This window comes from Pantoea sp. X-Soil-ISGK-285 (assembly GCF_059730815.1).
Window position 1 is genome coordinate 3,469,241 of sequence record NZ_AP035938.1, and the last position, 21,304, is coordinate 3,490,544.

Annotated in this window: 20 protein-coding genes; 8 read left to right on the forward strand and 12 right to left on the reverse strand. The window is 56.7% G+C overall.

Going from position 1 to position 21,304, the window contains the following annotated elements; genetic code table 11:
- The first annotated feature begins 51 nt into the window (after positions 1–51).
- Positions 52–1,242: a cystathionine beta-lyase gene (gene metC / locus AC6I8B_RS16340; RefSeq protein WP_157353697.1), complete on the forward strand. Its 1,191-nt coding sequence runs from the start codon at positions 52–54 to the stop codon at positions 1,240–1,242.
- A 210-nt stretch (positions 1,243–1,452) separates the two neighbouring features.
- Entirely contained in the window at positions 1,453–2,115 is a 663-nt protein-coding gene (locus AC6I8B_RS16345; RefSeq protein WP_010249020.1) for a DedA family protein, read from the forward strand.
- Between the two features lie 32 nt (positions 2,116–2,147).
- Here the strand turns inward: AC6I8B_RS16345 and AC6I8B_RS16350 are convergent, their stop codons facing one another.
- The gene (locus AC6I8B_RS16350; RefSeq protein WP_010249021.1) at positions 2,148–3,056 is read right to left on the reverse strand and encodes an AraC family transcriptional regulator; all 909 of its coding nucleotides are present in this window, start codon (positions 3,054–3,056) and stop codon (positions 2,148–2,150) included.
- Positions 3,057–3,260: 204 nt separating this feature from the next.
- Between AC6I8B_RS16350 and dkgA the strand changes: the two genes are divergently transcribed.
- Positions 3,261–4,085, forward strand: coding sequence for a 2,5-didehydrogluconate reductase DkgA (gene dkgA / locus AC6I8B_RS16355; RefSeq protein WP_010249022.1), 825 nt, complete (start codon positions 3,261–3,263; stop codon positions 4,083–4,085).
- 98 nt (positions 4,086–4,183) lie between these two features.
- On the opposite strand, the gene ftsP is transcribed toward dkgA, so the two are convergent.
- The 4 genes from ftsP to AC6I8B_RS16375 all read right to left on the reverse strand — a co-directional run bounded on the left by ftsP (position 4,184) and on the right by AC6I8B_RS16375 (position 9,824).
- Positions 4,184–5,614: a cell division protein FtsP gene (ftsP, locus tag AC6I8B_RS16360; RefSeq protein WP_010249023.1), complete on the reverse strand. Its 1,431-nt coding sequence runs from the start codon at positions 5,612–5,614 to the stop codon at positions 4,184–4,186.
- 141 nt (positions 5,615–5,755) lie between these two features.
- Positions 5,756–6,493 carry a 1-acylglycerol-3-phosphate O-acyltransferase gene (locus AC6I8B_RS16365; RefSeq protein WP_010671121.1) on the reverse strand — a complete coding sequence of 246 codons (738 nt, stop codon included), beginning with the start codon at positions 6,491–6,493 and terminating at the stop codon, positions 5,756–5,758.
- A gap of 45 nt (positions 6,494–6,538) precedes the next feature.
- A complete protein-coding gene (gene parC / locus AC6I8B_RS16370) occupies positions 6,539–8,812 on the reverse strand; it encodes a DNA topoisomerase IV subunit A (RefSeq protein WP_010671122.1) in 2,274 nt (757 codons plus the stop codon).
- Positions 8,813–9,005: 193 nt separating this feature from the next.
- Positions 9,006–9,824 (reverse strand): transporter substrate-binding domain-containing protein, encoded by an 819-nt coding sequence (locus AC6I8B_RS16375; RefSeq protein WP_497817528.1) that lies wholly within the window; start codon positions 9,822–9,824, stop codon positions 9,006–9,008.
- A gap of 114 nt (positions 9,825–9,938) precedes the next feature.
- Between AC6I8B_RS16375 and AC6I8B_RS16380 the strand changes: the two genes are divergently transcribed.
- Both AC6I8B_RS16380 and AC6I8B_RS16385 read left to right on the forward strand, forming a co-directional pair.
- Positions 9,939–10,520 carry an NAD(P)H-dependent oxidoreductase gene (locus tag AC6I8B_RS16380; protein WP_010249028.1) on the forward strand — a complete coding sequence of 194 codons (582 nt, stop codon included), beginning with the start codon at positions 9,939–9,941 and terminating at the stop codon, positions 10,518–10,520.
- Between the two features lie 48 nt (positions 10,521–10,568).
- Positions 10,569–10,877, forward strand: a complete 309-nt coding sequence (locus AC6I8B_RS16385; RefSeq protein WP_010249029.1) for a putative quinol monooxygenase — start codon at positions 10,569–10,571, stop codon at positions 10,875–10,877.
- A 295-nt stretch (positions 10,878–11,172) separates the two neighbouring features.
- Here the strand turns inward: AC6I8B_RS16385 and AC6I8B_RS16390 are convergent, their stop codons facing one another.
- The 6 genes from AC6I8B_RS16390 to nudF form a co-directional block, all read right to left on the reverse strand.
- Positions 11,173–12,072 carry a LysR substrate-binding domain-containing protein gene (locus AC6I8B_RS16390; RefSeq protein ID WP_010671124.1) on the reverse strand — a complete coding sequence of 300 codons (900 nt, stop codon included), beginning with the start codon at positions 12,070–12,072 and terminating at the stop codon, positions 11,173–11,175.
- 94 nt (positions 12,073–12,166) lie between these two features.
- On the reverse strand, positions 12,167–14,062 hold the full coding sequence (gene parE / locus AC6I8B_RS16395) for a DNA topoisomerase IV subunit B (RefSeq protein ID WP_010249031.1): 1,896 nt from the start codon (positions 14,060–14,062) through the stop codon (positions 12,167–12,169).
- A 49-nt stretch (positions 14,063–14,111) separates the two neighbouring features.
- Positions 14,112–14,693, reverse strand: a complete 582-nt coding sequence (gene yqiA / locus AC6I8B_RS16400; protein ID WP_332838003.1) for an esterase YqiA — start codon at positions 14,691–14,693, stop codon at positions 14,112–14,114.
- 3 nt (positions 14,694–14,696) lie between these two features.
- Positions 14,697–15,524: a 3',5'-cyclic-AMP phosphodiesterase gene (cpdA, locus tag AC6I8B_RS16405; RefSeq protein ID WP_022623882.1), complete on the reverse strand. Its 828-nt coding sequence runs from the start codon at positions 15,522–15,524 to the stop codon at positions 14,697–14,699.
- 42 nt (positions 15,525–15,566) lie between these two features.
- Positions 15,567–15,992 (reverse strand): DUF1249 family protein, encoded by a 426-nt coding sequence (locus tag AC6I8B_RS16410; RefSeq protein ID WP_008925735.1) that lies wholly within the window; start codon positions 15,990–15,992, stop codon positions 15,567–15,569.
- Positions 15,989–16,624, reverse strand: coding sequence for an ADP-ribose diphosphatase (gene nudF / locus AC6I8B_RS16415; protein WP_033758832.1), 636 nt, complete (start codon positions 16,622–16,624; stop codon positions 15,989–15,991). The genes AC6I8B_RS16410 and nudF overlap by 4 nt, the downstream gene beginning before the upstream one ends.
- A gap of 213 nt (positions 16,625–16,837) precedes the next feature.
- Here nudF and tolC point away from each other — a divergent pair, with 213 nt between their 5' ends.
- From tolC to AC6I8B_RS16430, 3 genes are all read left to right on the forward strand, one after another.
- Entirely contained in the window at positions 16,838–18,304 is a 1,467-nt protein-coding gene (gene tolC, locus AC6I8B_RS16420) for an outer membrane channel protein TolC (RefSeq protein ID WP_010249035.1), read from the forward strand.
- Positions 18,305–18,446: 142 nt separating this feature from the next.
- A complete protein-coding gene (locus tag AC6I8B_RS16425) occupies positions 18,447–19,118 on the forward strand; it encodes a DUF1190 family protein (RefSeq protein ID WP_010249037.1) in 672 nt (223 codons plus the stop codon).
- A 7-nt stretch (positions 19,119–19,125) separates the two neighbouring features.
- On the forward strand, positions 19,126–20,286 hold the full coding sequence (locus AC6I8B_RS16430) for a glutathionylspermidine synthase family protein (RefSeq protein ID WP_033769850.1): 1,161 nt from the start codon (positions 19,126–19,128) through the stop codon (positions 20,284–20,286).
- A 51-nt stretch (positions 20,287–20,337) separates the two neighbouring features.
- Here AC6I8B_RS16430 and ygiD read toward each other — a convergent pair whose 3' ends face one another.
- Complete coding sequence (gene ygiD / locus AC6I8B_RS16435) at positions 20,338–21,123, reverse strand: 4,5-DOPA-extradiol-dioxygenase (RefSeq protein WP_010249041.1); 786 nt, start codon at positions 21,121–21,123, stop codon at positions 20,338–20,340.
- Positions 21,124–21,304: the final 181 nt, after the last annotated feature.

The window sequence follows — 21,304 nt, forward strand, 5'->3', positions numbered from 1 at the left end:
GGTCGTTTCGTGGTAACGTGAGGGCTTAGTCAGAAGCGGCAAAGGCGACTCATGACCACCAGAAAAATTGATACCACGCTCGTCAGTGCAGGACGCAGCAAGCGTTATACCCAGGGCTCGGTGAACAGTGTGATTCAACGGGCCTCCTCGCTGGTTTTTGATACGGTCGCGGAGAAGAAACGCGCCACCGCCGGTCGGGCAAAAGGCGAACTCTTTTATGGCCGTCGTGGCACCCTGACGCACTTTGCACTGCAGGATGCGATGACGGAGCTGGAAGGCGGCGCAGGCTGTGTGCTCTACCCCTGCGGCGCGGCTGCCGTGGCGAACGCGATTCTGGCGTTTGTCGAGGCGGGCGACCACGTGCTGATGAGTGGCGCAGTCTATGAACCGACCCAGGATTTCTGTACTAAAATCCTGACTAAGCTGCAGGTTTCAACGGGCTGGTTCGATCACTGCATCGGCAGTGAAATCGGTGAGCTGGTGCAGCCCAATACCCGGGTCGTTTTCCTGGAATCACCGGCCTCTATCACGATGGAAGTTCAGGATATTCCGGCGATTGTGGCGGCGGTTCGCGCCAAAGCGCCCGAGGCGATCATCATGATCGACAACACCTGGGCGGCCGGTATTTTATTTGATGCGCTGGCGCACGGCATCGATATTTCGATTCAGGCGGGCACCAAATATCTGATTGGTCACAGCGATGCGATGATCGGCACGGCGGTCGCCAATGCGCGCTGTATCGATCAGCTGCGCGAGAACTCCTATCTGATGGGTCAGATGGTCGATGCCGACACCGCCTACATGGCGAGCCGGGGGCTGCGCACGCTGGGCACCCGTCTGCGTCAGCATGAAGAGAGCGCGATTCAGGTGGCAGAGTGGCTGGCAGCGCGTCCCGAAGTGGCGCGGGTTAATCACCCGGCGCTGGCGCAGAGCAAAGGTCATCAGTTCTGGCAGCGTGATTTTAACGGCAGCAGCGGCCTGTTCTCTTTTATCCTGCAGGAAAAACTCAGCGCGCCCCAGCTGACGGAATATCTCGATCACTTCCATCATTTCAGCATGGCGTACTCCTGGGGCGGCTATGAATCGCTGATCCTGGCGAATCAGCCGGAAGAGCTGGCCGCGATTCGTCCGGCGGGTGGAGTCGACTTCACCGGTACGCTGGTGCGACTGCATATTGGTCTGGAGCACGTTGACGATCTGCTGGCTGACCTGGACGCCGGTTTTGCGCGCCTGACGCGTTAATAAACTCAGGCAAAAAATAAACAGACGCTAAACAGAAGATGAACCGGGTAGCGGCCACCCGCAGAGTTTGCCGGGCTGCTGCTCATTTATTGTTAAAATTTATCCCAGACCGTTCAGGTCATCAGTGAGGTCGCTGCATTTATTGCGCAGCGCCGCGACCGATTGCCTGAATGCAGACGGATAGTTCCTTGTGACGTGATGGAATAGCAAATGGGTGTTTTACACGAGATTGTCCACGCGCTCTGGCATCAGGATTTTGCCGCGCTGGCAAATCCGGATGTGGTGTGGGTGGTGTACGGCGTGATGTTCCTGACGCTGTTTCTGGAAAATGGGCTGTTACCCGCCTCTTTCCTGCCGGGCGACAGCCTGCTGCTGCTGGCGGGTGCGATGGTGGCAAAAGGGGTGATGGATTTTGTGCCGACGATGGTGATCCTCACCACCGCCGCCAGCCTGGGCTGCTGGCTGAGCTATCTGCAGGGTCGCTGGCTGGGGAATACCCGGCTGGTGAAGAGCTGGCTGATGCATCTGCCCGCGCAGTATCACCAGCGCGCGTGGAATATGTTTAACCGTCACGGCCTGATGGCGCTGCTGGTCGGCCGTTTTCTGGCCTTCATCCGGACGATCCTGCCGACCATGGCGGGCATTGCGGGCTTACAGAACGGTCGCTTTCAACTGTTCAACTGGCTCAGCGGCGTGCTGTGGGTCGGCATCGTCGTGACGTTTGGCTATGGCATCAGCCAGGTGCCGTTCATCAAGCGTCATGAAGATCAGGTGATGGCGATCCTGATGATACTGCCGATGGTGTTGCTGTTTCTCGGGCTGTTCGGCAGCATTCTGGTTATCTGGAAAAAGCGTCGGCAGAAACAGGCCTGACGTCAGCGCGTAGCATCAGGATCCGCCGCCACTCAGGCGGACGGATCCGCTACTGTCTGCCGCACACGATTCACCTCTTCCCCCGGCGTCACGCCAAAATAGCGCTTAAATTCCCGCGAAAACTGTGAGGGACTTTCATAGCCAACCCGCACCGCCGCCGCACTCGCTTTCAGTCCATCGTGCAGCATCAGCAATCGCGCCTGATGCAGGCGATATCGCTTGAGATACTGCAGGGGCGAGGTCTGCGTAACCGCTTTAAAGTTATGATGAAAGGCTGAAACGCTCATGTTTACTTCCGCCGCCAGCGCATCGACGCTGAGGTTTTCCGCATAGTGATTCTCAATCCGTCGCAGGGCACGCGCGATCAGGCTGAATTGCGTCTGTCGGCTCACCAGTGAGAGCAGCGCACCACCAATCGGGCCAGTCAGCACGTAGTAGATAATCTCCCGCACGATGTGCGGCCCCAGCACCCGCGCATCGCGTGGCTGGGTCATCACATCAAGCAGCCGCTCAGCGGCACACAGCATCGGTTCCGTCAGCCACGCCGAGTGGATCCCTGAGGTCTGCGGCTGCGGCTGGAACTGATCGTCATCGCCGATTTCAATCAGCAGATCCTGCAGGCTGGCGGTATCGACATTAAGACACAGCCCGGCAATCGGCACCTCTGGCGAGGCCCAGGTTTCGCACTCCACCGGCAGCGGCACCGTGAGCATCAGGTACTTGCTGGCGTCATACTGAAACACCGTGCTGCCGAGATAGCCGGTTTTGCTGCCCTGAAACAGGATCACAATGCCGGGCTGATACATCATCGGCGTACGGGGACGATATTGATTAGCGTAAATCAGCGACACATTTTCGACCGGACAAAGACGGTCGTGACCATGGGTCATTAATGTGACGACCTGCTGCGCCAGCCGGTGACACAGGGCATCGTGCGCCATAGCGACTCCTTTTACGGGCAAAAAACCAGTGTGCCGTGCGAATGCCTGAATCACCAGCAGCCTGGAGAATCAGGCAAGAAATTTACCGGATCGGGCATGGCGGCAGAACCACTGTTGTTGCCTCAGCTAAGCAGGCTGAGAATTGTTGGCTAGACTTAAGCACAGTGAAATCTCACGGATTAACCGCAACGGAAAGGAGCAACTATGGCAGACCAACCCATTATCAAACTGCGCGATGGCAATATGATGCCGCAACTCGGACTCGGTGTGTGGCAGGCCAGCATTGAAGATGCACGTCATGCGGTGCTGAAAGCGCTGGAGGTCGGCTATCGCTCAATCGATACCGCCGCCGCCTATAAGAATGAAGAGGCGATTGGCCAGGCACTGCAGGAAACTGACGTGCCGCGAGAAGAGATTTTCGTGACCACCAAACTCTGGAACGACGATCAGCAGAACGTTCAGCAGGCGATGGAAACCAGCCTGGAGAAACTGAAACTGGAGCAGGTTGATCTCTATCTGATGCACTGGCCGTGCCCGGAAAAAGACAATTATGTCGATGCCTGGAAGAAGATGATTGAATTGCAGCAGCAGGGGCTGACTAAAAGTATCGGCGTCTGTAACTTCCATGAGGCGCATCTGAAGCGACTGCTGGATGAAACCGGTGTCACGCCGGTGGTGAACCAGATTGAGCTGCACCCGATGCTACAGCAGCGCACGCTGCATGCGTGGAACGCACTGCATCAGATCCAGACAGAATCCTGGAGTCCGCTGGCGCAGGGCGGCAAAGGGGTCTTCGATCAGGAGATAATCAAGTCGCTGGCGAAGAAATATGGCAAGACGCCGGCACAGATCGTAATCCGCTGGCATCTGGATAGCGGCCTGGTGGTGATTCCGAAGTCGGTGACACCAGCCCGCATTGAAGAGAACTTTAAGGTGTTCGACTTCCGTCTGGACAAGCATGAAGTGAGCGATATTGCCAAGCTGGACAGCGGCAATCGTCTGGGGCCGGATCCGGAAACCTTTAACTAAGGCTGGGCGTCACCAGGTGAGCTCACCTTATCTGCCCTGCGGCTGGGGCAGCTAACGATTAACGCGGTCAGGCGGGCTCTCCCTGCCTGACCGCGCTGTTATGCGCTGGGCTGCACCACCAGCTGACCGGCAGTACCGCGGTCGGCCAGTTCCAGCGTCTGACTGTAGTAGACGAACGGGAAGTGATCTGACGAACTTTGCGGGAAGGTGACCATCAGTTCCACGCTGCCATCGACCCACACCGTATCTTTCCAGCCACGATCTTCGCCCATCGGCTGTGCACCATTCACACTTTTAATCAGGAACATCACGCCCTGGATATGCAGCGACTGTGGCCGGTCAGCATGCAGGATCCAGCGCTCAAAGGTGCCCTGCTGTGCCGTGGTGTCAATGCGGCTCATATCCCAGATCGCGCCGTTAATGCCCGGCATGCTGTCACCGATGCGGAATTCACGGGTGCGAACCGCCACGCCATCCAGAATCTGATCGGCCAGCAGCCGCATCGGCAGATTATCCGTCACCAGCGGCAGCAAGCCGGTTGGCCGCAGCGTCAGGATCAGGGTTGACGTCAGAATGGAGGATGGCTCAAAGAAACCGCGCAGCCGATCCATAATGCCCGCCGCCGTACCTGCGGTAATCGACACTTCATCGCCCTGCGACATATCCACCAGCACTTCGCGGCGTTCGCCCGGCGCCAGTGACAGGCGCTGCACCGCCACCGGCGCAGGCAGATAGCCCTGATCGCTGGCGATGACCATAAACGGGCGATTGTCGCTGAGCACCATCTCATAGCGGCGCGCATTCGAGGCGTTCAGCAGACGCAGACGCACCCAGCCGCGTGATACCTCCACAAACGGATTGCGTACGCCATTCACCAGCAGCGTGTCGCCCAGGAAACCACCATCCTGCGGCGGGTCATAGACCGGCGTGGCAAAGTTATCGAGCCGCTTGTCCTGAATGATAATCGGGAAGTCATCGACGCCGTAATGCTTCGGCAACGGCAGCTGCCTGCCAATATCATCTTCCACCAGCCACATCCCCGCCAGTCCGTTATAGATGTGCGGAGCCATGCGGTTCGGCGTGTTGGCGTGATACCAGCAGGTTGAGGCCGCCTGACGAATCGGCAGCACCGGCGACCAGTCGACACCGGCTGACATCATACGCGGCGCGCCACCCATCAGCGCGCCCGGCAACTGCAGGCCGCTGATAGTCATGGAGACCGGCTCGTTCAGACGGTTGCTGTAGATCAGCTTAACGTCGTCGCCGCTGTAAACCCGGACGGTCGGGCCAAGATAGAGGCCATTAATGCCCCACACCGGCACTTTGTTGTTGTCGCCATTAAAAGACCAGTGGCTGCGCTGCATTGTCAGGAACAGCGGCTGGCCGCGACGGGATTCCAGCAACGGCGGAACCGGAAGTGGCGTATCGCCATTAGCTGAAGAAGCGGCACGCGCCGCATGAGGTAGTACACTGGCGCTAAGCGCCGCTCCGGCAGAAAGCTGGATGAACTGACGTCTGCTGAAAGACATAAAACTTCTGACCCTTTACGCGTGGCGCTAGGCGCCGACCCTGTTTTTATTGATCTGTTTTTGCTGTGCTGCGTTCACGGCGGGCGGACGTGCCCCGCCGTGCGGCATCCCTGCAGGATAGTTCGGCGAATGGTTCGCCGGTCAGATATTTCCGTTTTTTTCGCGTTCTGCGACTTCGGCGTTCAGCTCTTCCAGCTTTGCCGCCATCAGTTCGCGACAGTGGGTCGCCAGCTTACGCACCGACGACGACTCGAAAGCCTTTACATCAATCGGTGGCAGCATCTCAACGATTACCAGCCCGTTTTTCCAGCGATTGAGGTTGATCTTGCCATGCGTGTTAGAGACCACAATCGGAATGATCGGCACACCCGCCGCCACAGCGGCGTGAAAGGCACCGGTTTTAAACGGCAGCAGGCCACGACCACGGCTGCGCGTTCCTTCCGGGAACATCCAGATGGAGATGCGCTTACTGTTAAACTCATCTACCAGCTGACCGATCGTGCCGCGTGCTTTTGCACGGTCATCGCGATCGATCAACAGGTTACCGGTCAGCCAGTAGAGCAGGCCAAAAAATGGCACCCACAACAGGCTCTTCTTGCCCACCGTCACCGTACAGGGCTGCACCATTTTAGCCGCGGTGACCATGTCGTAGTTGTTCTGATGGTTCGCGATGTAGATCGCATTACCATAATTCTCAGCACCTTCCGGTCTGCGCAGTTCTACTTTAAGGCCAAACACCGTCGACAGTTTGCCGAACAGATGGCCAAATGTGGCGACATGACGCGGATTGCGCGGTGAAAACAGACACCAGATACAGCCAGATATACAGACTAAGATCGAATAGATGACGACAATAATGGCACGCAGAATCAGTAACATAGTTCCCTCATTGAGCCACGGCTGACGCGGTGTCAGCCGGGTAGTTTACGCTTCGCTATCCGGGCTCGCCGGACGCGCAGGCGCATCCAGTTCAACACGATCAATTTTTTGCAGGCCGCGCGGTAACAGCGTGCCGCGACGTCCGCGATCGGCGCGGAATTTTTGTAGCTCTTCACTGCGCAGCAGCATTTTACGCTTGCCTACGTGCAGCGTGATAGCGCTGCCCGGCGGTAAAATCATCAGCCAGGCCAGTTTGTCCTGACCGGCGGCCGCTTCCGCGGATGGAATCGAGATGATTTTATTGCCCTTGCCTTTCGACATCTGCGGCAGCTCCCCGACCGGGAACATCAGCATCCGTCCCGCCTGGGTGATCGCCAGCAGCATGTCATCTTCATGATGGACGGCCATCGGCGTCATCACACGGGCGTTTTCCGGCAGCGTCAGCAGCGCTTTACCGGCGCGGTTGCGCGACACCAGATCGCTGAAGGTACAGATAAAGCCGTAACCCGCATCAGAGGCCATCAGCAGGCGCTGATCATCCGGCTCCATCAGCACCTGTTCAACTACCGCACCCGGCGGTGGCGTCAGCTTGCCGGTCAGCGGCTCGCCCTGCCCGCGCGCTGAAGGCAGCGACGTCGGATCCAGAGTGTAGCTGCGGCCGGTGGAGTCGATAAAGGCCACCGGCTGATTGCTCTTGCCGCGTGCCGCAGCCAGATAGCTGTCGCCGGCTTTGTAGCTGAGTCCGGCTGGATCGATATCGTGGCCTTTGGCGCTACGCACCCAGCCCATCTGCGACAGCACAATGGTCACCGGTTCAGACGGCACCAGCTCGGTTTCGCTCAGGGCTTTGGCTTCTTCACGCTCACGCAGCGGCGAGCGACGATCGTCGCCGTAGCTGGCGCTGTCAGCCTGTAACTCTTTTTTCAGCAGGGTATTCATCTTGCGTTCAGAGGCCAGCGTGGCCTGCAGCTGATCGCGCTCTTTTTCCAGCTCCGCCTGCTCGCCACGGATCTTCATCTCTTCCAGTTTTGCCAGGTGGCGCAACTTCAGTTCGAGGATCGATTCGGCCTGGGTTTCGCTGATGCCAAAGCGTGACATCAGGACCGGCTTAGGCTCATCCTCAGTACGGATGATCTCGATCACTTCATCGATGTTCAGGAACGCAACCAGCAAACCTTCCAGGATATGCAGGCGGCGCAGCACGCGATCCAGGCGGTGATTCAGACGACGTTTGACCGTATCTCGGCGGAACACTAGCCATTCGGTCAGGATCTCATGCAGGTTTTTCACCGCCGGGCGGTTATCCAGCCCGATCATGTTGAGGTTAACGCGGTAGCTCTTTTCCAGATCGGTGGTGGCGAACAGATGGTTCATCACCTGATCGAGATCGACGCGGTTGGAGCGCGGAACGATCACCAGGCGGGTCGGGTTCTCGTGATCCGATTCATCACGCAGATCCTCCACCATCGGCAGCTTTTTATTGCGCATCTGGTTCGCAATCTGCTCCAGCACGCGCGCGCCCGACACCTGATGCGGCAGCGCGGTAATCACCGCCTCGCCCTCTTCCTTCTTCCAGACTGCACGCTGGCGAATCGAGCCGCGACCGGTCTGATAGATTTTGCGGATCTCGTCACGCGGCGTGATGATCTCCGCCTCTGTAGGATAATCAGGCCCCTGGACAATATCCAGCAGCTGTTCCAGCGTGGTTTTCGGCGAGTCGATCAGTGCGATGGCGGCCTGAGCCACTTCGCGCAGGTTGTGCGGCGGAATATCGGTCGCCATACCCACGGCAATCCCGGTGGTGCCGTTCAGCAGAATATTGGGCAGGCGCGCCGGTAACATCTTCGGCTCCTGCAGCGTGCCATCAAAGTTCGGCTGATAATCGACCGTCCCCTGACCCAGCTCACCCAGCAGCAGCTCGGCATATTTTGACAGGCGGGATTCTGTGTAACGCATCGCCGCGAACGACTTGGGATCATCCGGTGCCCCCCAGTTACCCTGGCCATCGACCAGCGGATAACGGTAGGAGAACGGCTGCGCCATCAGCACCATCGCTTCATAACAGGCGCTGTCGCCGTGCGGATGGTATTTACCCAGCACGTCACCTACGGTACGCGCCGATTTTTTGAATTTTGCGCTGGCGCTAAGTCCCAGTTCGGACATGGCGTAGACGATACGTCGCTGAACCGGCTTTAATCCGTCGCCAATGTAAGGCAGGGCGCGGTCCATGATGACGTACATCGAATAGTTTAAGTACGCATTCTCGGTGAATGTGTGCAGGGCAAGACGCTCTGCACCATCCTGAGTCAGTTCACTCATTAATTTCTCATCCTCACATCGTGGCCCACAACGGCGGGACACCCGGCGGTGGTTTGGCGAGGATAGTACCTTATTCGCTGGTGTTAGTCACAGGGGAAGCGCGGGAGAGCAGGCGTCCCGCCGCGCGATTTTTAAGTGCCGGAGGCACGCCGGATTCAGACCGGCAAGTGTCTGACCTGTCTGTGGAAGTGGCTCAGGGCTTTGCACCCATCCACTGGCGGGCAATGTCACGATATTCGCCAGTGGCGGTGCTGAGATGCAGCCACTGATCGACATAGAGCTTCCAGCTGATATCGTCACGCGGAATCATGTAAGCCTTCTCGCCATACTGCAGCGGTTTGTCGGGATTGATCGCGCAGAGCGTCGGGTAATGCTGCTGCTGAAAACGCGCTTCAGAGGCATCGGTGATCATCACATCCGCCTTGTTGTCCACCAGTTGCCGGAAGATGGTGACGTTATCGTGGAACAGCGTCAGTGAGGCCTTTGGCAGGTGGCTATGCACAAAGGCTTCGTTGGTGCCGCCTGCCGGTTCAATCAGCCGCACGTCAGGCCGGTTGAGCTGTTCGATGGTCTGGAAGCGATCTTTATCGCTGCAGCGCACCAGCGGGATTTTGCCATCCACATCCAGAGGCCGGGCGAACCAGGCGGTCTGCTGGCGTTTCAGCGTGACGGAGACGCCGCCGACGGCGATATCACACAGCTTTGCCAGAAAATCGGGCATCAGGTTTTTCCAGCTGGTTGGCACCCACTCCACTTTCGCGCCGAGCGAGGTAGCCAGCGCGTTCGCCATGCTGATATCCAGCCCTTCATACTGACCATCGGGTCGCAGGTAGCTGTAAGGCTTGTAATCCCCGGTGGTGCAGACCTTAAGCGTTTTAGAACTGAGGATGGTATCGAGATGAGATTGTGCCTGGACAGCACCGGTGGCCAGCAGCAAAGAGAGGACAATTTTTTTCATTTTGCGTTTTTCTATAATTGTTTTCACGGTGAGTTTGCCTGCCGATGGTGCCATAAACCGGCGCATTGTTGCTTCTACAGCAAAAGTGTTGTGATCAACCTCCCATTTTTCTGCGACAGCAGCGCGCGTAAGCTAAGCGCCATATTCAGGAAATGAGGCAAACAATTCATGAGCAAGATTTTAATTATCGATGGCGGCAAAACCTTTGCCCACTCTAAAGGCGAACTGAACCACACGCTGACCGACGTTGCGGCCAGCCAGTTGCGTGACATGGGGCATGAGGTGTCTGTGACCCTGGCTGACAGCGACTACGTGGTCGCCGATGAAGTGCAGAAATATGTCGATAGCGATGTGGTGATTTATCAGATGCCAGGCTGGTGGATGGGCGAGCCGTGGACCGTGAAGCGTTACATCGATGAAGTCTTTACCGAAGGCCACGGCTCGCTCTACGCCAGCGATGGCCGTACCCGTTCTGATGCGGCAAAGAAATATGGTTCCGGCGGTCTGCTGCAGGGCAAAAAATATATGCTGTCGCTGACATGGAATGCGCCACTGCAGGCCTTTACCGATCCGGAGCAGTTCTTTGAAGGCGTCGGCGTCGACGGTCTTTATCTGCACTTCCACAAAGCCAACCAGTTCCTGGGTATGGAAGCGCTGCCGACCTTTATCTGCAACGATGTGATTAAAGCGCCGGACGTGCCACGCGATATTGCCGCTTATCGGACCCATCTTAGTCGCGTTTTTGCGTAAGATGGCTGGGGGACACCCCCTATTTTCCCATGAAAGAGGAATTCGCGAATGTTAACAGTCGTTGCTGAAATTTGTGTCAAACCCGGTCGCCGTCAGGCCGTGCTGGATGCGGTGAAAAAACTGATCCCGCTGGTTTTAGAAGAAGAAGGCTGCCATCAGTATGACGCGCTGCTGGACCATCAGGCGCAGGTGCCGTGGAAACAGAACTCGCCGGACTCCATTTTTATGCTGGAACAGTGGGAAACGCTGCGTCATCTGGAGCAGCATCAGCAGATGCCGCACATGGATGCGCATCGCGCCATCATTAAAGATGATGTGGTGGATGTGAAGATTCTGGTGCTGGAACCCAGCGCCTGATTCGTGCTGAAGGCTTAACCCCTTTTCGGTAAACGGGGTCAGGCTGCTGACAACCTCAAACCTGAGTGCCTCTGGCAGCAATGAATTAGCTCAACGCGAAGGGAACACGGTCAGAAGAGGAAAGCGTCCCGCGCCAGGGATGGCGCGGGTAGAGCGACCAGGGACTGGCTTGAGCGCCTTTCCGATCTGACCGTGTTCCCTGTGCAAGCACAATCTCACAGCGAATCCGGCCAGACTTGCCAGCATCTCCAAACCCCTGCCCTATGACAGGGGTTTTTTATTATGGCAGGAGAGATCATAGTAGCTGACGCCGATCAATCTCGGTGCGGAGAAAATCCAGGAAGCAGCCGATACGCGAAGAGAGCGTGGTGTTGCGGTAATAGACCGCATGCACCGGCAACCGCAGCTCGCGGGTTTCAGCGGGGAGAACCGGCACCAGCCGTCCTGCCGCGCAATCTTCCCGGCTGACAAAGTCGGAGAGGCGTGCGATCCCCTGTCCTGCCAGCGCCAGCTGCCGGATGGTTTCGCCGCTGGAGGCAGAGATTGTGGGCTTAATGCGCATGAAATCGCCATCAGGCTGCCAGATCGGCCAGACGTTGTGCGCCTCAAGATGGCTGAAGCCGATGATTTGATGCTGCGCGAGATCGGCCACGCTCTGCGGGGTGCCCGCTTTCGCCAGATAGGCCGGACTGGCCATCAGCCGGATCGCACTGCTGCCAAGCATCCGGGCACGCAGCGTAGAGTCGCGCAGTTCGCCGATGCGAATGGCAATGTCCGTTTGCTGCTCCAGCAGATCGATCAGGATATCGTCGGTATTCAGTTCAAGCTGGATCAGAGGATAGCGGGCGCGGAAATCGTCCACCAGCGGCACAATCACATGCAGCATAAAAGGGGTGGCGGCGTTTACCCGCAGCCGCCCTGACGGCATCTCGCGCCGCAGGGCTATCTGCTCTTCGGCCTGCTCAACCGAGGCCAGGATCTGTCGCGCATGCTCCAGAAAAACCTGTCCCTCTTCGGTCAGCGCCAGCCGTCGGGTGGTGCGATGCAGCAGGGTGGTCTGCAGCTTGCTCTCCAGCCGGGACAACGCCCGGCTGATGCCCGAACTGGTCTGCGCCAGCTGGGATGCCGCCGCGGTAATGGAACCGCTATCCACCACCGCCACCCAGGCTCGTAACTCTTCCAGGGTAATTTTCACAAGGATTACTGTCTCTGCTCTGAATCTGCCGGGTTCTCCGGGGATGTGCTGGCTGAAGCACAAAGAGAACAGGACGCTTTCGCGTCCTGTTTTTTTACACTTCGATATCGGCCTTGTCGCCTTTTTCCTGCAACCAGTTACGCCGGTCTTCGGAACGTTTCTTCGCCAGCAGCATATCCATCATGCGCAGCGTCTGATCGATATCCTCTTCACTGATGGTCAGCTGTACCAGACGGCGGGTATTCGGATCCAGCGTCGTTTCGCGCAGCTGCAAGGGGTTCATCTCACCCAGCCCTTTAAAGCGCTGAACGTTAGGTTTGCCCTTTTTGCGTTTCAACTGCTCCAGCACGCCCTCTTTCTCATCTTCATCCAGCGCGTAGTAGACCTCTTTTCCGAGATCGATACGGTAGAGCGGCGGCATGGCAACGTAGACGTGTCCGTTTCTGACCAGTGAACGGAAATGTTTCACGAACAGGGCACACAGCAGCGTGGCGATGTGCAGACCATCCGAGTCCGCATCCGCCAGAATGCAGATCTTGCCGTAGCGCAGCTGTGAAAGATCTTCGCTGTCGGGATCGATGCCGATCGCCACGGAAATATCATGCACTTCCTGCGACGCCAGCACCTCATCGGAAGAGACTTCCCAGGTGTTCAGGATCTTGCCCTTAAGCGGCATGATCGCCTGATATTCACGATCGCGCGCCTGCTTGGCCGAGCCGCCTGCCGAGTCCCCTTCGACCAGGAACAGTTCTGTTTTATTCAGATCCTGCGCGGTGCAGTCCGCCAGTTTGCCCGGCAGCGCCGGACCGCTGGTGAGCTTTTTACGCACCACTTTTTTGGCTGCCCGCATACGTCGCTGGGCGCTGGAGATCGCCAGCTCAGCCAGCTGCTCTGCGATCTGGATATTCTGGTTCAGCCACAGGCTGAAGGCATCTTTTACCACGCCAGAGACAAAGGCTGCGCACTGACGTGAAGAGAGGCGCTCTTTGGTCTGCCCGGCGAACTGCGGATCCTGCATCTTCACCGACAGCACATAGGCGCAGCGATCCCAGATATCTTCAGCGGAGAGCTTCACGCCACGCGGCAGAATGTTGCGATATTCGCAGAACTCGCGCATCGCATCCAGCAGCCCCTGACGCAGACCGTTGACGTGAGTCCCGCCCTGCATGGTCGGGATCAGGTTAACGTAGCTTTCAGTTAACAGCTCGCCGCCTTCCGGCAGCCACAACAGCGCCCAGTCAACCGCTTCCACATCGCCAGCAAAGCTGCCGACAAACGGTTTTTCCGGCAGCGTCGGTAAGCCATTCACCGCTTCGCACAGGTAGTCCGTCAGGCCATCTTCGTAGCACCAGGTTTGTTCGGTATTGTTCAGCTTGTCTTTAAAGACAATCTCAACGCCAGGGCAGAGCACCGCTTTGGCTTTCAGCAGATGTGATAAGCGTGACACCGAAAAACGTGGGCTGTCGAAGAAGCTTTCATCGGGCCAGAAATGGACGCGCGTGCCGGTGTTGCGTTTAGCCACCGTGCCGGTAACCGTGAGATCCTGGACTTTGTCGCCATTCTCAAACGCCATGTCATAGATTTCGCCATTACGGCGCACCGTGACTTCGACGCGTTTTGACAGGGCGTTAACCACCGAGATACCAACGCCGTGCAGGCCGCCCGAGAACTGATAGTTTTTATTGGAGAACTTGCCGCCCGCGTGCAGACGACACAGGATCAGCTCGACGGCAGGCACGCCCTCTTCCGGGTGAATATCCACCGGCATGCCGCGACCATCATCAATAACTTCCAGCGACTGGTCAGCGTGCAGAATCACTTCAACCCGCTTCGCGTGGCCGCCCAGCGCCTCATCGACGCTGTTATCAATCACTTCCTGACCCAAATGGTTGGGTCGCGTCGTATCGGTGTACATCCCCGGGCGACGGCGAACAGGCTCAAGGCCAGTCAGGACCTCAATGGCATCCGCGTTATAGTTAGATTGACTCATCGTAAATGTCTGATTAGAAGGGTGAAATGGGGTGCGATTTCCGCATTACTCAGGGATGATTCAGACCGAGAAAGTCCAGAATCTGCGGGAAATGGCGCTCGAATCCAGTAAATGCATGATTTCCGCCCTCTTCTACCGTGTGACGGCACGCGCTGTAATAGTCGAGCGCCTGACGGTAATCGAGAACTTCATCGCCGGTCTGTTGCAGCAGCCAGAGTAAATCGGGCGCTTCCAGCGGTTCAATCTGCATTACTTTCAGATCGTAAATGTGGCGTGACTCTAACACATATTGCTGGCCGGTGTAGGGATTCTGATTTTCGCCCAGGAAATCCGCCAGCAGCTCAAAAGGCCGCACCGCGGGATTGACGACCACAGCAGGCAGCATAAAGCATTGCGACAGCCAGGTGGCGTAATAACCGCCCAGCGACGAGCCCACCAGCCCCAGCGTTTCGCCACTGCGGCTCAGTACCAGATCTTCCAGCATTGCGGCGGCATCGGCCGGAAACGTCGGCAGCTGGGGCACGATCATGTCGATCTCCGGATGCTGCGCCTCTAACCATTGCCGGAACTGCGTCGCCTTAGCCGACTGCGGCGAGCTGTTAAAACCGTGCAGATAGAGTAATACCGCCACGCGTCAGTATCCTTCTGAGTCTAAATCGGGACGAAAAGCGTCGGTGTCGAGCCGGTTAACCTCGGTCTCAAGGCCGCCATCCGGATACAGCGTGAACCAGCGCCAGCCTGGTGCCACGGTGTCGATCGTAAAGCTGGTGCAGTGCGGTTTGAACTGAACGCAGGTTGAAGGGGTGGCCAGCACACGACGACCGTGCCACTCAAGATCCAGCTCCTGGTGAATATGACCACAGACCAGCGTCCGGGCTAACGGGTAATGCTGTAACACCGCATCAAGCTGATGTGAGTTGCGCAGGCTGTGCTGATCGAGCCAGGTACAGCCAGAGGCCAGCGGATGGTGGTGCAGCAGGACCAGTGTATGACGTTGCGGATAGCGGGCCAGCGCGTTATCGAGCCACTCCAGCTGATAATCGCTCAGCATCCCGTGCGGCACACCCGAGACCTGGCTGTCCAGCAACACAATCTGCCACTGCTCACCCACCAGCACCTGCTTGTGGGCATTGATATGAGCGGCTGCCAGCGTGTCGAACATCGCGGGCTGAAAATCATGATTACCGGGCAGCCAGACGCAGGGCCGCGGCAAACGTGAGATGCCCTCAGCAAAATGCTGATAGGCTTCGATAGAGTGATCCTGGGCGAGATCGCCGGTGGCGATAATCAGGTCGTAGTCGCGATGTTGCGCAATAATCGCATCCAGCACCGCTTTATAGCTCGACCAGGTGTTCACCCCAAGCAGCGATTCATGTTTTCCCGCGAACAGGTGGGTATCCGTGATTTGCAAAATCCTGATTTCGGAACCGTTCGCTGCAGGAAGAGTTAGCAGGCTATCCAAAGCGTTTCCTTCGTCTCCACGCCATTTACTGCATTATACGCATCAGCAGACCGGAACTGCCATCGCACCATGTGCCAGGCAGTAGCGCAGCCAGTCTGCGAGAAACTGGTTTATCTGATGTTTTTCATCGCGCTGATGCAATTTTTTATTGGGATAATCATAGCGCGCTTTGAAACGATAGATCTGTTGAGTTGAACACACTTCGGCGACCATCGCATCGTGATAGAGCCTTACCGACATCGAGGGCAGACTCCAGTAACTCACGGCAGGCGCGACCTGGCGGATCTCCACCAGCGTGGTGTAGCGTGTGGACTCCTGGATCGTCAGCTGATAACGGGCGCCACTCACCTGATAGATCACCGATTCTCCCGCCTCATCGTTACGCGGCAGCAGGCGGCGTAACTGGGCGAAATTGGTTTCGCAGAGCCGCATCATTTCGGGAAAGTCAGGGGTATAGCGCTGTTTCATTTTTGTATCCACTCTTCGCGTAGTTTCTCATGGTGCAACGCCAGCCATTGCAGGGCGATGACAGACGCCGCATTGTCAATTATCCCCTCTTCCACCCAGCGGTAAGCCTGTTCGCGGCTCACCACATGGACAAGAATATCCTCATTCTCTTCCTCCAGACCATGGCATCCCTCTGCCTGGCTGGCATCCACTTCCCCAATCAGCACCGACAGACGTTCGCTGGTGCCGCCAGGGCTGGCCAGATAGTTAAGCATGGGCTTAATCCGGCCGACCTCTAATCCTGCTTCTTCAACGGCTTCACGGCGCACGACCTGCTCAACAGATTCACCGGGCTCAATAATGCCGGCGACCATCTCCAGCAGCCAGGGCGAAACACTGCTGTCATAAGCCGGGATGCGGATCTGTTCAATCAGCACCACTTCATCGCGTAAGGGATCATAAGGTAGCAGCACGGCGGCATGTCCGCGCTCAAAAACTTCGCGCTGTACTTCCCCACTCATTTCGCCGTTAAACTGGCGGTGGCGGAAGCGATAACGTACGACGGAAAAAAAACCATCATAGACGGTTTCGCGTGCAATAATTTCTACATCGTTTTTTGTGAAAGTCACAGGGGATTTTTTTTCTTCCGGCATCATCGGGTTCCTTATGCAGATTGAGGTGGAGCGAAAAAAGCCTGTAACCGTGCTCCATGTAAGTGGTTCTTTCTGAATTATTTACGTAAATTAGGGGGAGAAGGCACGTTCAGCCAACTTATCTCACAGTTGCCCTCTGCTAGAATCGGCGATAATTTTTTGGCTTACCCGGCAGCGCACCCACTGCAATTTGCTGCAACAAAAGGAATGCAAATGAAAAAACTGCTCCCATTTTTTATTGGGCTGAGCCTGGGCGGTTTCAGCTTCGCCAGCCAGGCCGAAGACCTGCTTCAGGTTTATCAACAAGCACGTCTGAGCAACCCGGATCTGCGCAGCGCCGCTGCCGATCGCGATTCTGCCTTTGAGAAAATCAACGAAGCGCGTAGCCCATTATTACCCCAGCTCGGCCTGGGTGCAGACTACACCTATAACAACGGCTATCGCGACAGTAGCGGTCTCCATTCCAACACGACCAGCGGCTCGCTGCAATTAACCCAGACTATTTTCGACATGTCGAAATGGCGCGCACTGACCCTGCAGGAAAAAGCTGCCGGTATTCAGGATGTGACCTATCAGGTGGCGCAGCAGGATCTGATTCTGAACACCGCGACCGCCTACTTCAACGTGCTGAAAGCGATTGATACCCTTTCTTACACCGAAGCGCAGAAACAGTCGATCTATCGCGAGCTGGATCAAACCACCCAGCGCTTTAACGTTGGCCTGGTTGCCATTACTGACGTACAGAACGCCCGTGCGCAATATGACAGCGTGCTGGCTAACGAAGTGACCGCGCGTAATAACCTCGATAACAACGTGGAAACGCTGCGTCAGATCACCGGCATGGACTACATGTCGCTGGCGTCGCTGAGCATTGATCGCTTCAGAACCGATAAGCCCGAACCGGTCAGCGCGCTGCTTAAGCAGGCGGAAAGCCGTAACCTGTCGCTGCTCTCTGCGCGTCTGAACCAGGATTTAGCCCGTGAGCAGATCCGCTCAGCTGAAGCTGGCCACATGCCGACGCTGGGTCTGACGGCCTCTACCGGCATGTCGAACAGCAAATATGGCGGCAGCCGTGCGAACCAGAGCCAGGGGTCTACTGACTCCATTACCGGTTCTAACCAGGTGGGTCTGAGCTTCTCACTGCCACTCTATAGCGGCGGCAGCGTCACCTCTCAGGTGAAACAGGCGCAGTACAGCTTCGTCAGCGCCAGTGAATCGCTGGAAAGCGCGCACCGCTCTGCGGTTCAGACAGTCCGCTCATCGTTTAACAACGTGAATGCTTCTATCAGCAGCATCAACGCTTATAAACAGGCCGTGGTCTCTGCGCAAAGCTCTCTGGATGCGTCAGAAGCGGGCTATCAGGTTGGTACGCGTACTATCGTTGATGTGCTGGATGCAACCACCGTGCTCTACAACGCTAAGCAGCAGCTCTCTGATGCGCGCTATAGCTATCTGATTAACCAGCTGAATATCAGCTATGCGCTGGGTACGCTCAATGAGCAGAGCCTGCAGAAACTGAACAGCCAGCTGGGTAAAGAGATCCCGACGTCACCGGAAACGGTAGCACCGGAAAATGCACAGCAGACCGCGCGCGTGGATAGCGGTCCGGCGGCAACCGGCTCTTCTGAGGCAGCGCGTCCTGCGGCTCGCCACAGCAGCGGTAATCCTTTCGGTAATTAATGAGCGGACGGGCTGCTTTGCGGCCCGTCTCTCTGTTGAACGTATAACTAAGTAAAGATCCCTGTTGCATCAGGCCTCCAGCTTCAATTTTACCCCCCCATCCCCTATTCTATGCGCTACCTTTGGGCACAGGATAATCATAATGAAACGCACAAAATCTATTCGCTATGCCGCTTTTCGCAAAAGCTGGCAGGCACGCCATTTAACGCCCGTTGCTATCGCCGTTTCGGCGGTATTTATGCTGGCTGGTTGTGAACAGAACGACGAAACAGTTTCGATGTACCAGAATGCCGATGACTGTTCAAAAGCCAATCCGGGCCAGAGTGCGCAATGTACTACCGCATTCAATGAAGCGAAAAAAGAGGCGGAACGCACCGCGCCAAAATATGCCACGCGTGAAGATTGTGTCGCTGAATTTGGTGAAAACCAGTGTCAGCAGACACCGGCTCAGGCGGGCGTGGGCACCACTAATGCCGAATCGCAGCAGAGTGGCGGCAGCTTCTGGATGCCACTGATGGCAGGTTACATGATGGGTCGCATGATGGGTGGTGGTTCGGGCTTTGCACAGCAACCGCTCTTCTCACCGAAAAATGCCCGCAGCCCGGCCAATGGTCAGTTTGTTGATGCATCAGGCCGTAATTATGGTGCAGCAACATCCGGCAAAAGCATGACCGTGCCGAAAACGGCGCTGGCACCAAAACCGGCTACCACCTCCACCATTACCCGTGGTGGCTTTGGTGAAACCGTCGCGAAGCAGAACAGCATGCAGCGTAGCAGCGCCAGCGGCACTTCCAGCCGCTCAATGGGAGGCTAACGCCCCGATGGAACGCATTGCCATTTCAGAGCGCCCAGGCTGGCGCGAAAAAGCCACCGAGTTCGGTTTTCGTTTTCACACCATGCATGGTGAACCCTACTGGTGTGAAGATGCTTATTATCAGTTCACGCTGGCGCAAATCGAGCATCTGGAAGATGTGACCGCTGAATTACATCAAATGTGCCTGCAGGTGGTGGAAAAAGTGGTTAACAGCGAAGCGCTGCTGGCTAAATTCCGCATTCCTAAACACACCTGGGACTTTGTGCGCGATTCATGGCATCAGCGTCAGCCTTCGCTTTACTCTCGTCTGGATCTCGCCTGGGATGGTAAAGGCGATGTAAAGCTGCTGGAGAACAATGCCGATACGCCGACCTCGCTGTATGAAGCGGCATTTTTCCAGTGGCTGTGGCTGGAGGACCAGCTTAACGCCGGTCAGCTCCCCGCAGGCAGCGATCAGTTTAATAGCCTGCAGGAAAAGCTGATTGAACGCTTCGCCGCGTTACATCAGCAGCACGGCTTCAACTGGCTGCACTTCGCCTGCTGCCGTGACACCGACGAAGATCGCGGCACCGTGCAATATCTTCAGGATTGCGCCACCGAAGCGGGACTGCCGAGTGAGTTTCTCTACATGGATGAAATTGGTCTGGGCGAAAAAGGGGAATTTACCGACGCCCAGGATCAGGTGATTAGCAACCTGTTCAAGCTCTATCCGTGGGAATTCATGCTGCGTGAGATGTTCTCCACCAAGCTGGGCGATGCTGGCGTGCGCTGGCTGGAACCGGCCTGGAAAAGCATTATCTCGAATAAAGCCTTGCTGCCGCTGCTGTGGGAGATGTTTCCGAATCACCCTAACCTGCTGCCCGCCTGGTTCGCGGAAGATGACGTGCCGCACATGGACAAATATGTGGTGAAGCCGCTATTTTCACGTGAAGGTGCCAACATTCGCATCGTGGAAAATGGTCAGGAGATCGCCCGCGTCGATGGGCCGTATGGCGAAGAGGGAATGATCGTCCAGCAGTTCCATCCGCTGCCTAAGTTTGGCGACAGCTATACGCTGATCGGCAGCTGGCTGATTGACGATCAACCGGCCGGTATCGGCCTGCGGGAAGATCGCGACCTGATCACGCAGGATCTTTCCCGTTTCTATCCGCACGCTTTTATCGGTTAATGCACCGCGATAATAACAGGCCAGCTTCTGGCCTGTTTTCTTCTGGCTTCCCTAACCTACCTGAACCGACAACATGCTGATCGCCCCCATCTCCATGCCATCAACCGGAATGCTGATGGCGTCATCCGGCTGACGTGCGCCAAGTACATAGAGCAGCGGCAGATAGTGCTCAGGTGTCGGATTAGAAAGCGCCGCACCAGGATGATCCATAAAGTTAACCAGCGGATGAGAAGCAGCATCGCTCTGCACCGCCAGGTTATCGCGGACGAACTGTTCAAAACTGCTGGCCCATGGATAAACTTCGCTGTTGCCATCCCAGCGCACTTTACGCAGGTTATGTACCACGTTGCCGCTGGCGACAATCATCACACCCTGATCGCGCAGTGCAGCCAGTTTCTGACCCATCTCAAAGTGCCATGCCGCAGGTTTGGTGCCATCAATGCTTAGCTGGACCACCGGAATATCGGCCTCCGGATACATCTTGATCAGCACACCCCAGGAACCATGATCCAGTCCCCACTCGTGATCCAGCGTCACCGCAACGGGCGCTAACTGCTCCACCAGCTGCTGCGCCAGTTCAGGCGATCCTGGTGCCGGATAGCGCGTATCAAACAGCGCCTGCGGAAAGCCCCCAAAATCATGAATGGTCTCAGGCTGTGCCATTGCCGTCACGGCGGTGCCGCGCGTATACCAGTGCGCCGAAACCGCAATAATCGCGCGTGGACGTGGCAGAGTATCGCCCAGGTGACGCCACGCGGCGGTATAGCGATTCTCTTCAAGGGCATTCATCGGGCTGCCGTGACCCAAAAACAGCGCTGGCATTCGTAACTGGCTCATTCGTGATCCCCGGGATCGAGTATTTGATAGCCATTACGATACGCGCATCCGCTGCTTTATCACGCGGATAACCATGATGGTGATCATCAGGAAATTTGAATGAAATTTAACGTGGCAGGTTTAACAGCGCCTTCGACATGAAGGAAAGAGGAGTAGTCAGCGGTCAGGCCGCGCCATTCCG